Origin of the sequence: Streptomyces sp. UNOC14_S4 (genome assembly GCF_020740835.1) — a bacterium.
GTDB lineage: Bacteria > Actinomycetota > Actinomycetes > Streptomycetales > Streptomycetaceae > Streptomyces.
The window spans coordinates 1-13,603 of sequence record NZ_JAINFC010000026.1; the positions used below are offsets into that span (position 1 = coordinate 1).

A 13,603-nucleotide genomic window follows, 5' to 3' on the forward strand; every position below is an offset into this window, starting at 1 on the left:
GAGCGGGGCGGGGGGTGCTCGTTACGCCGTCTCCTTCGCCACCCGTTCCGTGTACGCCGCGACGCTGCCCGGCGCGCGGCCCAGGAGTCGCTGCACGCCGTCGGACAGCGTCGCGCTGCGGCCGTGCCGGATGTGGGCGAGCAGGGGGAGGTACTGCTCGACGAACTCCCGCGGCCACCCGGCCGCGGTCAGTACCTCAAGGGCCTCCTCGTCGTCGACGGGGGTGAAGCGGAGCGCGCGGCCGGTCGCGCGGGCGATCTCCGCGACGGCCTCGCCCCACGTCAGCGCCTCCGGCCCGGACAGCTCGTACGTCTGCCCCGCGTGGCCCTCGCCCGTCAGCGCGGCGACCGCGGCCTCCGCGATGTCCTCGGCGTCGATGAACGGCTCGCGGCCCTCACCGGTGGGCATGCGCAGTTCGTCCGCGGAGGCGGAGACCGCGCCGACGATGAGCGGTTCCTCCAGGAAGTTCTGGATGAACCAGGTCGGCCGCAGGATCGTCCACGGCACGCTCCCCTCCCGTATCGCGTCCTCGGTGGCGAGCCAGGCCGGGTCGCCCACCTCCGCCAAGACGCGGGCCGACAGCAGGACGACGCGCTCCACGCCGTGGGCGGCGGCCAGTTCGGTGAAGGCCCGCAGTTCGGCGGGGGCGGTCGGGGTCTGCGAGTCGACGAGGTAGACGGCGCGCACGCCGTCCAGCGCGGCGGGCCAGGTCGTCTCGTCCGCCCAGTCGAACCGGACGGCGTCCGGGCCGTCCGCGCTCCTGCGCGACGCCACGCGCGCCCGAATGCCGCGGGCGTTCAGCAGCGCGGCCACGCGGCGCCCCGTCTTTCCGGTGCCGCCCGTCACCAGGATCGTGGACGGCCGGGTGTGCGTAGAGGAGGAGGGAGAAGAGGAAGAAGAGGGAGAAGTGGTCATGCGGGTCAGTCAATCGGTGGTCGGCTGGACGGTCGATGGCCGAAAGTCTTGATTCGATGTGTGTCCGTCCAGCGGTGGCCTAGGCTGGGCCCATGGGAGACACCTTGTCGAGTCTGCTGCGTGATGTCCGCCCGGTCGGGGCGCTGTTCGACAAGTCGGTTGTCGATCCGCCGTGGTCGGTGCTTTTCACGGATGGCACGGACGGTACGGGCAGCACGGGCAGCACGGATGGCACCGAGGCCACCGATGGCACCTCGATCCTCTACCTCCTCTCCATGCTCAGCGGTGACGCATGGGTGACCCCGGACGGCGGCGAACCCGTGCCGTTGCGCACCGGTGAGGCGGCCCTGCTCCCCGGTCCGGGGCCCTTCACCGTCGCCGACGATCCGGCCACCGCGCCGCTGGCGGTGGTGAATTCGTCGGGGTACTGCACGACGCCCGACGGCTACGCGATCGTCGACGGCCTGCCGATGTGCCCCTCCGGGGAGACGCCGGGCGGGGCGGCGATGCTGCTCGTGGTCGCCTATCAGGTACGCGGCCAGGCCGGGCGGCGCGTACTGGACGCGCTGCCGCCGTGCGCCCGCATCCCGGCGTGCCCCGACGGCTGTCCCGCCCTGGACATGTTCGTCCACGAGGTCCAGCAGGACGTGCCGGGGCAGGAGGTCGTCCTCGACCGGCTGCTCGATCTCCTGCTCGTGTCCTGCCTCCGTGAGTGGTTCAACTTGCCGACGACGAACGCGCCCGCGTGGTACCGGGCGCACGGCGACCCCGTCGTCGGGAGGGCGCTGCACCTCATCCACGGCGATCCCGCGCACCCGTGGACGGTCGCCGGGCTGGCGGCGCGGGCGGGGGTCTCGCGGGCGGCGTTCGCCGAGCGGTTCACCCGGCTCGTGGGCCGGCCGCCCATGGCGTACCTCACCGAGTGGCGCCTCTGCCGTGCCGCGGACCTGCTCGCGACCACGGACGCCACGGTCGGCGCCGTCGCCCGCCAGGTCGGCTACTCCAGCTCGTACGCGCTCAGTACGGCCTTCAAGCGGACGCTGGGCATCCGCCCCACGGAGCACCGCGCCCGGTACGCGAACGGGGGCGCCCCCACCCCTGGGGCACCCCCGTCACGCGCGACCGCTTGAAGATTCGCGTTGAAGACTCGCGGCCGCTTAAAGGTCTTAAAAACTCAGGACACGGTCCGCTTCCGCAGCACCGCCCAGCCGAGTACCAGCAGAGCCACCCACACCGCCATCACATAGAGCGCGATCCTCGTGTCCGAGCTCCACGCGATGATCACGGTCACCACGGCGAAGAAGAGCAGCGCGAGCCAGTTGGTATACGGAGCGCCCGGCATGCGGTACGGGGAGGCGTCCGCGCGGCCCACGGCGACGGCACGGCGATAGCGCATATGGGTCACCAGGATGATGCTCCACACCAGAATGGCACCGCCCGTGGAGACGGACGTGATGTACGCGAAGGCGTGCTCGGGGTCGAGCGCGTTGATGAGGACGCCGATGCCCATGGTCACCGCCGACACCCACAGGGCGAGTGCCGGTACGCCGCGCCCGGTCAATCGTGAAAGCGCCTTCGGCGCATGGCCGTTGACGGACGCCGTGCGGAGCATGCGTGCCGTGGAGTAGAGACCGCCCGCGTTGCAGGACGAAAGGGCGGAGGTGAGCACGATGAAATTGACGACGCCCGCCGCGGCCGGAATACCGATTTTCGCGAACGCCGCCACGAACGGGCTGACGCCCGGGTGGAATTCGGCCCAGCTGACGACGGAGAGGATGACGAGCAGGGTGCCGATGTAGAAGAGCCCGAAGCGCAGGGGAAGGCTGTTGATGGCCCGCGGGATGTTCTTCTTCGGGTCTTCCGCCTCGCCCGCCGTGACGCCGATGAGCTCGACGCCGAGGTAGGCGAAGAGGACGATCTGGAGCGTCATCAGCGAGTCGTGCCAGCCGTTCGGCGCCACGCCTCCGTCCTGCCAGAGGTGTGTCACCGACGCGGTCTTGCCCACGTCCCCGAAGCCGATGACGAGCACGGCCAGCCCGATCAGGATCATGCCGACGATGGCGACGACCTTGATGAGCGCGAACCAGAATTCGAGCTCGCCGAACGCCTTCACGGAGATCATGTTGACGAAGAGCAGGACGACCAGCGCGACCAGTGCGGTCTGCCACTGCTCGACCTTCGGGAACCAGTACTTCATATAGGTGCCGGCCGCGGTGATCTCCGCCATGCCGGTGGTGACCCACATGATCCAGTACGTCCACGCCGTGGCGTAGCCCCAGAAGGGGCCGAGGAATTCGCGTGCGTATTCGGCGAAACTGCCGGAGACCGGCCGGTGGGTGAGGAGTTCACCGAGGGCGCGCATCACGAAGAAGAGTACGAGACCCGCGACGGCGTACCAGAGGATGAGGCTCGGGCCCGCCTGCGATATCGCCGTACCGGCGCCGAGGAACAGTCCGGTGCCGATGGTGCCGCCAATGGCGATCATCTGGATCTGACGGGACCCCAGCCCGCGTTTGTACCCCTCGGGGGAGCCTCCCTGTTCGTGATTGCCGACGGTCCCGCCCGTCGATGTGGGTGATGTACCCGTTTTCGGTGGCTGCATTGACCCGAGCCCTTCTCGTAGATCTCGTAGATCTTGGGCTCGCGAGACTAGGCGCTCCGCTGGAAGTCCGGCGAGTCACTTGCGGCGCGTCGTGGCTGGGCGCGCAGTTCCCCGAGCCCCTTCGGGCGCTGCTGAACCGCACCGGACTTCCCTGAGCCCGCTCGGGTACGGAATTCAACGACGACAAGCGTCCAGGATCAGCGTGGCGCACCTGTCCGGGGCGCGGAGGGTCGGGAAGTGGTCGGCGTCCGGGAGCCGTACGAGGCGGCAGCCCGGGATGCGGGCGGCGATGTCCTCGTTGCACCGGACCACTTCGGGCTGGTCCCGCTCGCCCAGGACCAGGAGGGACGGGGCGCGGATCTCGCCGAGGCGGCCGTAGGCGGGCGGCTCGGGCTCCAGATACGGGTGGGTGGAGAACCAGCCCGGGATCGCGGCGCGCAGCTGGGCGGCGGCCTCGGGGTCGCCGTCGTGGCCGGTGCCCGCCGTTCCCGCCGTTCCCCAGAGGCCCAGGCTCAGCGCGACCAGGCCGTCCATGTCACCCGCCTCGGCCAGCCGTCCGATCTCCGCGTACACGCCGGGCGGCATGATGTCCGGGTAGCCGTGGACGCCCGGACACAGCAGGGCGAGCGCCGCGACCCGCTCGGGCGCGTCGAGGGCGAAGCTCAGCGCCGTCCGTCCGCCCAGGCTGGAGCCCGCCAGGGCCGCCCGCTCGACGCCGAAGTGGCCGAGGACCGCGGCGAGATCCCTGACCGGGGAGAAGCGTGTGGTGGGGGCCGGGGAGCGGCCGTAGCCGCGGACGTCGTGGCGGATCACCCGGTGGTGCCCGGCGAGCCGCGGGACGAGGGCGTCCCAGATCGTGGAGTCCCCCACCGAGGGGTGCAACAGCACCAGGGGCGGCCCGTCGCCGCCCGAGTCGTCCGCCCAGACCTCGCCGCCGTCGACCGGCACCATGAGTTCCATGGCGTGAGTCTGGTGGTGGCGAGGCCGTGATCACCAGGCCCCGGCGGTCACCGGGGCCGGTTCCGACCGTCAGCCCCGGGGCCGTTTGAACCAGGCGATGTTGTCCTTCTTCAGGCAGTTGACCAGGATCACGAGCGCCGTGGCGTTGCCCGCCATGAACATCGCCTGTCCCGCGAGCAGGGAGAGGATGCCGTTGGCCAGGATGACCCCGGCGACCACGACGGCCCCGATGCGGTGGCCGTCGCCGCCCTTGCCGAACCGCGAGGCGATGACCAGGGCCGCGACGCCGACGATCAGCGCGAAGGCGCCGGTCGCGTACATCGCGCCGGGGGTCAGGTCCTTGTCCTCGGTCTTCCCGCCGACGACCGAGGCCATGACGAAGAGCAGGGGGCCGAGGAGGCTGTAGAGGCCGCCGATGATGAAGAGCAGGATGCGGGAGGTCTTGATCCCGCTCGGCATCGGCGCGTCCGGGCCGTAGGGCTGCGCCCAGCCCCCCGGCTGCCCGTACGGTGCCTGGCCGCCCGGCTGCCCGTAGTGCCCGTAGGGGGCGGCCCCGTACGGCTGGTCCGCCGGGTAGGCCGCCGGGTAGGCCGGGGCTCCGCCGGGCTGCCCGTACGGCGCCTGGGCGCCGAACTGCGGCTGTGCCGTGTACGGCGGCTGGGCCCCGTATGACGGCTGATCCCCGTACGACGGAAGCGGCTGCGGCTGCGGGTGCTGCGGTTGCGTTTGCGGCTGTCCGGGCTGGGGTTGCTGCGACTGCTGCGGCGGCTGGGGCGGGGTGTACGGCTGGTTCGGTTCCGGGGTGTTCACGGTTCTCTGGTCCCTCTGGGTGCTAGGGCGTGCGGGCGGGGCGGTGTTCCGCGTTGTCTCCATGGGACCTCGCGGGGCCGCGTGGCTCCGGGGTTGCCGGAATCCCGCAGTCAGGTGCTCTGGAGCCCGCCCGAGGAGAGGGTGACAGATGACCGTAGTCGTACGCATTGCCGGAATCCGGCAATCTTCACGCTGCTCCGGTGCCGGGAGCGGCCGCCTCCGTGGGGCCCCGTGCGTCACGCCCGTCCCGGCCCTCACAGCCCAAGTCCCGTAAGGGTTTCAGGCCCTTGGGGGATGAACGTTCATTCCTTGTCCGCCGACTCCCGGAGTTTCGCCTTCGGCGAATTTGGCCGAATTGCGGCCGGAACGGTTCTGCCTGTGCGGCGTAAGGGTTCCGCGGCGAGCGACGGGTCCGGGATGAGGCTCTCGGGGGCGGTGCGGCGATTGTTGGGGGTTTATTCGTGAGCGGTCATGCTTGCGAGGGAATAGCGAGCGACGGGTGGTTCGCCGGGGATTCGGTGGGCAATTCTGAAACCAGCGACGACGTCGGAAACCCGCTGGGCGGTCGGCCAACCGCCCAGTACTAAGCAGCAGTTCCGTTCTGCTCCGTTCTGCGTTCTGGAGGAATTGACATGGCAAGCACCCGCACTGCTCGCGTCCTCGCCGCTGTGGCCGCCCTGCCGATGGCCGCCCTGCTCTTCACCGGGGTCGCCTCGGCCGACGACGGCAACCAGCTGGCGAACCGGGGTTCCAACGTGGCGGCCGCCGCCATCGTGGGCAGCGGCGTAGGGCACACCAACAACGGAAACTCCACGACGGGTCAGCAGCAGGCGACCGGCACCGGAGCCTCGAACCAGAACAACACGGCGAGCGTGAACAACTCCCACGACACCGCCATCCGTCAGGACAACGTGGTGGTGCACTTCGTCTACGTGAAGTAGGGGCCCGCTCGGGGAGGCGCCACTTGACTGGGTGAGAGTGGACAGGGTCTGGTGATGGCTGCGCGGTGGCACTCGGGGTGTCACCGCGCAGCCGTCGTCGTATGTCCGTCCCCCGTCTCCGACTTCTTGACAGCCCCCGCGTATCTGACGGACAGTCAGATAATTCGGGAAGGGGGGCCAGGTGCGCGACCCCGTCGACATCCACCCGCTGCTCAAGGGCTACGAGGGGCGACCCGCGGCCGCCGCGGCCCGGGCCAGGGATCCTGTCAACGCGCCCATGATCAGGCACTGGTGCGAGGTCATGGGGGACACCAACCCCGCCTACACCGGCTCCGACGCGATCGCCCCGCCCGCCATGCTCCAGGTCTGGATCATGCCCGGCCTCGGCGGGCCGGCCCATCGCTCCCCGGCCCACCGCGAGTTGTTCGAACTGCTCTCGACGGCGGGGTACACCGCGATCGTCGCCACCGACTGCGAGCAGGAGTATCTGCGCCCGCTGCGGCCGGGAGACGCGATCATCTACGACACCGTGATCGAGACGGTGTCCCCGCGCAAGACCACCAGGCTCGGCACCGGGTACTTCATCACCACGCGGACCGACCTGCGGGTGGACGGCGAGTGTGTCGGGAGCCACCGCTTCCGCGTCTTCCGGTACGCCCCGGCGGGCACGGATCCGGCGGGCACGGCCCCGGCGCGTATGCCCTCCGACCCGGCGGAGGGCGAGGGCATCCGGGGCGAAGGCGCCCGAAGCGAAGGTACCCGGCGCGAGGACGGGGCCCAGGGCGACGGCGTCCGGAGTGACGGCAACGCCCGCCCCCTCCCCGTCGTCAACCGCGACAACGCCGCCTTCTGGGAGGGCGTCGCCGCCCGCAAACTGCTCATCCAACGCTGTGATGCCTGCGCGACCCTCCGTTTCCCCTGGCTGCCGGGGTGCGGGGAGTGCGGTTCGCCGGAGTGGACGGCGGTCGAGGCGTGCGGCGCGGGGACGGTCTTCTCCTACGTGGTCGTGCACCACCCGGCGCTCCCCGCGTTCGACCCGCCCTACGCGGTCGGGCTGATCCAACTCGCCGAAGGGGTCAGGATGATCAGCAATGTCGTCGGGGTGCCGCACGACCGGGTGCGCGTAGGGATGTCCGTCGAGCTGGAGTTCGCGCAGGTGGGCGGCACGGACGGCGTGAACGGCGAGGGCAGCGAGGACGGGGTGGACGGCGGGCGGCTGCTCCCCGTATTCCGGGCGCGCGAAGGGCGGGTGTCGTGATGAGGGTGGGGGACGAACTACCTCCGCTCACTGTGCCCGTGACCCGTACGCTCGTCGTCGCGGGTGCCCTCGTTTCGCGTGACTTCCAGGATGTCCACCACGACGCAGAGGCGGCGCGCGCCAAAGGCTCGCCCGACGTCTTCATGAACATCCTCACCACCAATGGTCTGGTGGGCCGGTTCGTCACCGATCACTTCGGGCCGGAGGCCCGCCTACGGAAGGTTTCGATCCGTCTCGGCGTGCCCAACTATCCAGGCGATTCACTGGTGTTGAGCGGAAGGATCGTCTCCGTGAGAGATCGCACACCTGCACAGACTTCCGTCGAGGTAGTCGAGGTCTCGGTCGTCGGCACGAACCGCCTGGGCCACCATGTCACCGGTACGGTCACGGTGACTCTCCCGTCTCTTCCATCTCTCCCATCCCAGTCGTCCCTCTCGTCCTCCTCGTCGCAGTCCCCGTCGCCCGCGCGGGCGCCCGCATGAGCGCGGTCACCCACATGCGCCCCCGCCGCACCCAGCGCCCCCGCCGCCTCGACGGTCTCGGTGGCCGGGCGGCCATCGCCGGGATCGGCGCGACCGCGTTCTCCAAGGAATCCGGCCGCAGCGAGCTCGCCCTGGCCGCCGAGGCCGTGCGGGCCGCGCTCGCGGACGCCGGGCTCACCCCGGCCGACGTCGACGGCCTCGTCACCTTCACCATGGACACCAGCCCCGAGATCGCCGTCGCGCAGGCCACCGGCATGGGCGAGCTGACCTTCTTCTCCCGCGTCCACTACGGCGGCGGCGCCGCCTGCGCCACCGTGCAGCAGGCCGCCCTCGCCGTCGCGGCGGGCGTGGCGGAGGTCGTCGTCTGCTACCGCGCCTTCAACGAGCGCTCCGACCGCCGCTTCGGCGCCGGGGTACGGCGGCGCGAGCCGTCCGCCGAGGGCGTGGCGCTCGGCTGGGCGCTGCCGTTCGGGCTGCTCACGCCCGCGTCCTGGGTCGCGATGAGTGCGCGCCGCTACCTGCACACGTACGGCCTGGAGCCCGAGGTCTTCGGGCACGTGGCCGTCACCGACCGCCGGTACGCGGCGGCCAACCCGGCCGCGTACTTCCACGGCAGACCCATCACCCTCGCCGACCACGCCGCGTCCCGCTGGATCGTCGAGCCGCTGCGGCTGCTGGACTGCTGCCAGGAGACGGACGGCGGCCAGGCGCTCGTCGTCACCTCCGTCGAGCGGGCCCGTACGCTCCCGCACCCGCCCGCCGTGATCGTCGCCGCGGCGCAGGGCGCGGGCCGCGGGCAGGAGCAGATGACCGGTTTCTACCGGGACGACCTGACCGGCCTGCCCGAGATGGGCGTCGTCGCCCGGCAGCTCTGGGAGACCAGCGGCCTGACCCCGGAGCACATCGATGTGGGCATCCTCTACGACCACTTCACGCCCTATGTGCTGATGCAGCTGGAGGAGTTCGGCTTCTGCCCGCCCGGCGAGGGCTGGGCGTTCGTCGCCGAGGAGGCGCTGCCGCTCAACACCCACGGCGGGCAGCTCGGCGAGGCCTATCTGCACGGGATGAACGGCGTCGCCGAGGCGGTACGACAAGTGCGTGGTTCATCCGTCAATCAGGTGAGCGAAGTCGAACATGTGCTGGTCACCGCCGGTACGGGAGTTCCCACGTCCGGGCTGCTTCTCGGGGCAGACGGATGAATCGACGGCGTGTCAGAGGAAAGCCGCGCCGCCGGGCCCCGTTGACTCGTGTCATGGCTCGTCGCAAGCAGATCATCGGATATTTGGTCGCCCTGATGGTGGCGCTGACCCAGCTGACCACGGGGTCGGGGTCCGCCGTCGCCGGTGACCGCGGCGACCCCCGCTCGGAGGGGGCGTCGATCTTCAGGGGGTGGGGCATCGACGCGTGCCAGGCACCCTCGCTGACCGCCATGCGCGCGTGGCGCGACTCCGACTACCACGCGATCGGCGTCTACTACGCGGGCCGGGCCCGCGCGTGCCCCCACCAGACCAACCTCAGCGCGGGCTGGCTGAGCAGCGCGCGGGGCCTGGGCTGGAAGTTCCTGCCGATCTTCGTCGGCTCGCAGTCGCCGTGCGTGAAGTCGGACTCCAAACGGGGCTACGAGATCGGCGACTACCCCTACGACCAGGGACAGGACGAGGGACAGGAGGCCGCCAACCGCGCCGCCGCGCTCGGCATCGCCCCGCGCAGCCCGCTCTACCTCGACATGGAGGCCTACGACGACGGCGACGACGACTGTGCCGCAGTGACCCTCTCCTTCATCCGTGGCTGGACCGCGACCGTCCGCGACTTCGGCTACCTCCCCGGCTTCTACAGCAGCGCCGATTCCGGCGTACGCCACATGGACCGCGCCCGGCGCAACGGCACGTCCGGGCTGCCGGACATCATGTGGTTCGCGCGCTGGCGGGTCGACCCGACGACGGACGGGGAGCCGGCGCTCGGCCGCAACGCGTGGACGCCGCATCGGCGTATCCACCAGTACAAGGGCAATGTCACGGAGACCCATGGCGGGCAGCGGCTGACGGTCGACCGGAATCTGGTGGATGCGCCGGTTGCGATCATCGATTGACGGTGGGGGCGCGGGTGCCTGCGGCGCCTTCCAGGGGGCGCCTACGGGGGTGCGGCTTGCGCTTCGCGCGCGGCTGCGGGTCGCGTCGTGGCTGGTCGCGCAGTTCCCCGCGCCCCTGACGGGGCGCGGCCCCGCGTCGTTCCGGCCCCCGCCCGGGGTCGTCCCTCGGACGAGCACCGCTCCCCCTCCAGGAGGTGGGGGCGGCCGTACCCGTACGACCTGAGGGTGAGCCGCCTTCGGCACCTCCGGCCGATCCGCCGAAGGGGCCCCCGCTCCTAGTTTTGAGGCATGACAGCTTCCGCGACGCCAGTGTGCACCAGCGCCTCCGCCGCCGTGTACCCGTCGTTCTCCTCGTACGTCCGGGCCCGGGGCCAGGTCCTGCAGCGCACCGCGCGCTCGCTCACCTCGAACCCCTGCGATGCCGAGGACCTGCTGCAGACGGCGCTGACCAAGACCTACCTGGCCTGGGAGCGCATCGAGGACCACAGGGCGCTGGACGGCTACGTACGCCGTGCCCTGGTGAACACACGCACCTCGCAGTGGCGCAAGCGAAAGATCGAGGAGTTCCCGTACGAGGAGCTCCCCGAGCGCGACCCGGCGACGGCCGGGGCCGTCGCCGGGGACCCCGCGGAGCAGCAGGCGCTGCGCGACGCGATGTGGCGGGCGGTACGGCGGCTGCCGGACCGGCAGCGGGCCATGGTCGTCCTCAGGTATTACGAGGACCTCACCGAGGTGCAGACCGCCGAACTGCTCGGCGTCTCCGTCGGCACCGTCAAGAGCGCGGTCTCCAGGGCGCTCGGCAAGCTTCGCGAGGATCCGGAGCTGGCGCACGCGGCGTAGGTGGCGTGGGCGGCGTAGACGGCATGGGCGCGGGGCGCGTCCGTGCGGGGTGCGCCCCGCGCCTGCGCCGACCGCCGACCGCCGACCGCCGACCGTGGGCCGTGGGCCGGATATGGCGGAGCCGTAGCGTCCGATGTGGCCGGAGTCTTAGCGTCCGGGTAGTGACTTACCGCGAGACACCGCAGCACAATCAGCGGAAACGATCACCCGCCCCGCTCTGGTCCTACGGGAGGCCCCCGGTGCTCAGCACGATGCAGGACGTACCGCTGACCGTCACCCGCATCCTCGTGCACGGTTCGCAAGTGCACGGCGACGCGACCGTGACGACCTGGACGGGGGACGGCGAGCCACTGCGGCGGACGTTCCGGGAGGTCGGCGCGCGGTCCACGCGGCTGGCGAACGCCCTGCGGGACGAGCTCGGCGTCGTCGCCGACGAGCGTGTCGCCACCCTGATGTGGAACAACAGCGACCATGTGGAGGCGTACCTCGCCGTTCCCGCCATGGGCGCCGTCCTGCACACCCTGAACCTCCGGCTGCCCGCCGAGCAGCTCGCCTGGATCGTCGGGCACGCCGCCGACCGTGTGGTGATCGTCAACGGCTCGCTGCTGCCGCTGCTGGCGCCGCTGCTGCCGCACCTCGGCTCGGTGGAGCACGTCGTCGTGTCCGGTCCTGCCGACCTGTCGCTGCTGGCCGGGTGTCGTCCGCAGGTGCACACGTACGAAGAACTGATCGCCGACCGCCCGGAGACCTTCGACTGGCCCGAGCTGGACGAGCGGCAGGCCGCGGCGCTCTGCTACACCTCCGGGACGACGGGCGACCCCAAGGGTGTGCTCTACAGCCACCGTTCGATCTATCTGCACGCGATGGAGGTCAACGCCGCCGCCTCGTTCGGGCTGACACCGGCCGAGATCTGCCTGCCTGTGGTCCCCATGTTCCACGTGAACGCGTGGGGCTTGCCCCATGCCGCGTTCATGGCGGGCACCTCGCTGCTGATGCCCGACCGCTTCCTCCAGCCGGGCCCGCTGGCCGAGATGATCGAGAAGGAGCGCCCCACGGTCTCCGCGGGCGTGCCCACGATCTGGGCGGGCCTGCTCGCCGAACTCGACGCCCGGCCTCGCGACATGTCCTCGCTGCGCACGGTCATCAGCGGCGGTTCCGCGTGTCCGCCGTCGCTGATGGCGGGCTTCGAGGAGCGGCACGGCGTCCGGCTCGTCCAGGCGTGGGGCATGACGGAGACCTCGCCGCTGGGCTCCGTCGCCTACCCGCCCGAGGGGCTGTCGGCGGAGGACGCCTGGCCGTACCGCGTCTCGCAGGGCCGCCTGCCCGCGTCGGTGGAGTTCCGGCTGGCCGGTCCGGGCGGCGGCTTCCTGCCCTGGGACGGCAAGTCGGCGGGCGAGCTGGAGGTGCGCGGCCCGTGGATCGCGGGCGCGTACTACGGCGGCGCGGGCGCCGAACCGGTGCGCCCCGAGGACAAGTTCAGCCCCGACGGCTGGCTGCGTACGGGTGACGTCGGCGTGATGACGCCCGACGGCTTCCTCACCCTGACCGACCGCGCCAAGGACGTCATCAAGTCCGGCGGCGAGTGGATCTCCTCCGTCGAGCTGGAGAACCACCTCATGGCCCACCCGGAGATCGCCGAGGCCGCCGTCGTGGCCGTCCCCGACGAGAAATGGGGCGAGCGGCCCCTGGCCGCGGTCGTCCTGCGGGACGGCGCGGTGGTCGAGTACGAGGCGCTGCGGGCCTTCCTGGCCGAGCGTGTCGCCCGCTGGCAGCTGCCGGAGCGCTGGACGCGGGTGGAGTCGGTGCCGAAGACGTCGGTGGGGAAGTTCGACAAGAAGGTGCTGCGCAGGCTGTACGCGGAGGGCGGGCTGGACGTCTCGGTCCTGGGGTGACGCGCGGCGAGGCTCCGCCGGTCGGCGGGCCTGCTCGGCGGGCCTGCTCGGCGGGTCCGCTCAGCGGCCCGGTCGGCGGCGTCGCTCAGCGGGCCCGGTCGGTGGTGCCGCTCGGGAACATCAGCTTGGCGCTGGCGCTGATCAGGCCCGGTACGGCCAGCCACAGGGGGAGGCGCAGCCACTTCATGCTGCCCTCCCAGTCGTGGGGTGCCCCGAAGACGTTCCAGAAGCTCAGGGCGATGCCGAGGAGGAGCACGGCGACGGCGCATATGCGGCTCAGGGCGAGATTCATGCCTTCATGATCGCAGCCGGGCTGCCTGGCGGCAGGGGCCCGCGAAGCCGTTCTCGGGTGGCCGGTGCGTTTCCCCGGCCTGCTCACCAGATGGACAGCTCCACGTCCTTCGCGACGCACACGCGCAGCACGGCGACGAGTTCGGCGGCGATCTCGGTATGGCGGGGGAGGAGCGGGTCGTTCTGGGGATCGGGCTTCTGCCGCCACCGGTCGACGAGCGCTTCGAGCCGGGGCAGCAGCTGCGCGCAGACGTCGGGAGGCAGTTGGCCGCCGTCGTCCTCGGGGAGGTCGATGAGCGGGGTGAACCCTTCGGCGGCGGCCAGCCGGTCCTGGAAGGCGTGGAACATCCACCAGGCGAGGGAGACTTCGGGGTCACCCGGGTCGTGGCTGTCGGGGTGAAGGGTCACTGGCATATTCGGTCTCCCCGCGGGCTCGGTTTCATAAGAAATGATCATTTCATCGCACCTCATCCACTCGCACGGGGGATTTTTGCCGCTGCGAGGCGTACGAAGCTCTGGCCAC

The 13,603-nt window shown here is 71.1% G+C and carries 14 protein-coding genes; 8 read left to right on the forward strand and 6 right to left on the reverse strand.

The features are described 5' to 3' along the window. Positions 1–21: 21 nt before the first annotated feature. A complete protein-coding gene (locus tag K6I34_RS04375; RefSeq protein ID WP_229322728.1) occupies positions 22–915 on the reverse strand; it encodes an NAD(P)H-binding protein in 894 nt (297 codons plus the stop codon). A gap of 92 nt (positions 916–1,007) precedes the next feature. Between K6I34_RS04375 and K6I34_RS04380 the strand changes: the two genes are divergently transcribed. Next, entirely contained in the window at positions 1,008–2,045 is a 1,038-nt protein-coding gene (locus K6I34_RS04380) for an AraC family transcriptional regulator (RefSeq protein WP_229322729.1), read from the forward strand. A 44-nt stretch (positions 2,046–2,089) separates the two neighbouring features. Here the strand turns inward: K6I34_RS04380 and K6I34_RS04385 are convergent, their stop codons facing one another. The 3 genes from K6I34_RS04385 to K6I34_RS04395 all read right to left on the reverse strand — a co-directional run bounded on the left by K6I34_RS04385 (position 2,090) and on the right by K6I34_RS04395 (position 5,287). Continuing rightward, on the reverse strand, positions 2,090–3,517 hold the full coding sequence (locus K6I34_RS04385; protein WP_374230797.1) for an amino acid permease: 1,428 nt from the start codon (positions 3,515–3,517) through the stop codon (positions 2,090–2,092). A gap of 174 nt (positions 3,518–3,691) precedes the next feature. Then, on the reverse strand, positions 3,692–4,477 hold the full coding sequence (locus K6I34_RS04390; protein ID WP_229322731.1) for an alpha/beta fold hydrolase: 786 nt from the start codon (positions 4,475–4,477) through the stop codon (positions 3,692–3,694). Positions 4,478–4,546: 69 nt separating this feature from the next. Next, positions 4,547–5,287, reverse strand: a complete 741-nt coding sequence (locus K6I34_RS04395; protein WP_229322732.1) for a hypothetical protein — start codon at positions 5,285–5,287, stop codon at positions 4,547–4,549. Positions 5,288–5,919: 632 nt separating this feature from the next. Between K6I34_RS04395 and K6I34_RS04400 the strand changes: the two genes are divergently transcribed. From K6I34_RS04400 to K6I34_RS04430, 7 genes are all read left to right on the forward strand, one after another. Next, positions 5,920–6,228, forward strand: a complete 309-nt coding sequence (locus K6I34_RS04400) for a hypothetical protein (RefSeq protein WP_121799094.1) — start codon at positions 5,920–5,922, stop codon at positions 6,226–6,228. A gap of 181 nt (positions 6,229–6,409) precedes the next feature. Beyond that, positions 6,410–7,486, forward strand: a complete 1,077-nt coding sequence (locus K6I34_RS04405; RefSeq protein ID WP_229322733.1) for an OB-fold domain-containing protein — start codon at positions 6,410–6,412, stop codon at positions 7,484–7,486. Next, positions 7,486–7,968 (forward strand): MaoC/PaaZ C-terminal domain-containing protein, encoded by a 483-nt coding sequence (locus tag K6I34_RS04410; protein WP_229322751.1) that lies wholly within the window; start codon positions 7,486–7,488, stop codon positions 7,966–7,968. Before K6I34_RS04405 ends, K6I34_RS04410 begins: the two co-directional genes overlap by 1 nt. Next, complete coding sequence (locus K6I34_RS04415) at positions 7,965–9,167, forward strand: lipid-transfer protein (protein ID WP_229322734.1); 1,203 nt, start codon at positions 7,965–7,967, stop codon at positions 9,165–9,167. Before K6I34_RS04410 ends, K6I34_RS04415 begins: the two co-directional genes overlap by 4 nt. 53 nt (positions 9,168–9,220) lie before the next feature. After that, positions 9,221–10,057 carry a DUF1906 domain-containing protein gene (locus K6I34_RS04420; RefSeq protein ID WP_229322735.1) on the forward strand — a complete coding sequence of 279 codons (837 nt, stop codon included), beginning with the start codon at positions 9,221–9,223 and terminating at the stop codon, positions 10,055–10,057. A gap of 288 nt (positions 10,058–10,345) precedes the next feature. After that, entirely contained in the window at positions 10,346–10,897 is a 552-nt protein-coding gene (locus tag K6I34_RS04425) for a SigE family RNA polymerase sigma factor (RefSeq protein WP_229322736.1), read from the forward strand. A 239-nt stretch (positions 10,898–11,136) separates the two neighbouring features. Further along, positions 11,137–12,789, forward strand: coding sequence for a long-chain fatty acid--CoA ligase (locus K6I34_RS04430; RefSeq protein ID WP_229322737.1), 1,653 nt, complete (start codon positions 11,137–11,139; stop codon positions 12,787–12,789). An 85-nt stretch (positions 12,790–12,874) separates the two neighbouring features. Here K6I34_RS04430 and K6I34_RS04435 read toward each other — a convergent pair whose 3' ends face one another. After that, positions 12,875–13,081 carry a hypothetical protein gene (locus tag K6I34_RS04435; RefSeq protein ID WP_229322738.1) on the reverse strand — a complete coding sequence of 69 codons (207 nt, stop codon included), beginning with the start codon at positions 13,079–13,081 and terminating at the stop codon, positions 12,875–12,877. Positions 13,082–13,164: 83 nt separating this feature from the next. Further along, complete coding sequence (locus K6I34_RS04440) at positions 13,165–13,494, reverse strand: hypothetical protein (protein ID WP_229322739.1); 330 nt, start codon at positions 13,492–13,494, stop codon at positions 13,165–13,167. Between the last annotated feature and the right edge of the window lie 109 nt (positions 13,495–13,603).

Bases quoted from the DNA above. Each gene is read 5' to 3' on its own strand.
- K6I34_RS04375 (WP_229322728.1), bottom strand. From the start codon at position 915: ATGACCACTTCTCCCTCTTCTTCCTCTTCTCCCTCCTCCTCTACGCAC.
- K6I34_RS04380 (WP_229322729.1), top strand. From the start codon at position 1,008: ATGGGAGACACCTTGTCGAGTCTGCTGCGTGATGTCCGCCCGGTCGGG.
- K6I34_RS04385 (WP_374230797.1), bottom strand. From the start codon at position 3,517: ATGCAGCCACCGAAAACGGGTACATCACCCACATCGACGGGCGGGACC.
- K6I34_RS04390 (WP_229322731.1), bottom strand. From the start codon at position 4,477: ATGGAACTCATGGTGCCGGTCGACGGCGGCGAGGTCTGGGCGGACGAC.
- K6I34_RS04400 (WP_121799094.1), top strand. From the start codon at position 5,920: ATGGCAAGCACCCGCACTGCTCGCGTCCTCGCCGCTGTGGCCGCCCTG.
- K6I34_RS04410 (WP_229322751.1), top strand. From the start codon at position 7,486: ATGAGGGTGGGGGACGAACTACCTCCGCTCACTGTGCCCGTGACCCGT.
- K6I34_RS04415 (WP_229322734.1), top strand. From the start codon at position 7,965: ATGAGCGCGGTCACCCACATGCGCCCCCGCCGCACCCAGCGCCCCCGC.
- K6I34_RS04420 (WP_229322735.1), top strand. From the start codon at position 9,221: ATGGCTCGTCGCAAGCAGATCATCGGATATTTGGTCGCCCTGATGGTG.
- K6I34_RS04425 (WP_229322736.1), top strand. From the start codon at position 10,346: ATGACAGCTTCCGCGACGCCAGTGTGCACCAGCGCCTCCGCCGCCGTG.
- K6I34_RS04435 (WP_229322738.1), bottom strand. From the start codon at position 13,081: ATGAATCTCGCCCTGAGCCGCATATGCGCCGTCGCCGTGCTCCTCCTC.
- K6I34_RS04440 (WP_229322739.1), bottom strand. From the start codon at position 13,494: ATGCCAGTGACCCTTCACCCCGACAGCCACGACCCGGGTGACCCCGAA.